Here is a 467-nt window from a genome sequence, read left to right as displayed (position 1 = left end):
GTGCTCTGCCCCCTGAGAACTGGACCGTTTGAAACTGGAGTTTTCCGCTAAGTTTCCCTGGCTGGGAGAGGAGCGGAGTCGCATGAAGGCATCGAAGTTCACGGAAGCGCAGAAGGCGTTCATCCTGAGGCAGGGCGAGGAAGGCACGCCGGTCGCGGAGATCTGCCGCAAGGCGGGGATCAGCCCGGCCACCTACTTCAACTGGAAGAAGCGATACGGCGGTCTGCTGCCGGACGAGATGCGCCGGTTGAAGGCGCTCGAGGACGAGAACGGGCGGCTGAAGAAGATCGTCGCCGACCTCACACTCGACCGGGAGATGTTGCAGGATGTGATCCGCCGAAAGCTCTGAAGCCTGGTCGGATGCGCGAGCTGGTTCGCGGGATGTGCATCGATTGGGGCGTGTCGATCCGCGGGGCTTGTGGGGCCCTTCGGTTCGACACCTCCACGTTCCACTACAAGTCCCGGCG

1 pseudogene is annotated in these 467 nt (G+C 62.7%); it reads left to right on the top strand.

Annotation, left to right across the window (positions count from 1 at the left end):
* Positions 1-82: 82 nt before the first annotated feature.
* Positions 83-467 (top strand): annotated as a pseudogene (locus tag Q1A87_RS23765) (transposase); the annotation flags it as partial.

The sequence above is a fragment of the uncultured Jannaschia sp. genome (assembly GCF_947494055.1).
In the GTDB taxonomy this organism is placed as follows: Bacteria; Pseudomonadota; Alphaproteobacteria; order Rhodobacterales; family Rhodobacteraceae; genus Jannaschia.
Note: the sequence above shows the minus strand (reverse complement) of the source record. Positions and strands in the feature narration are given on the sequence as shown.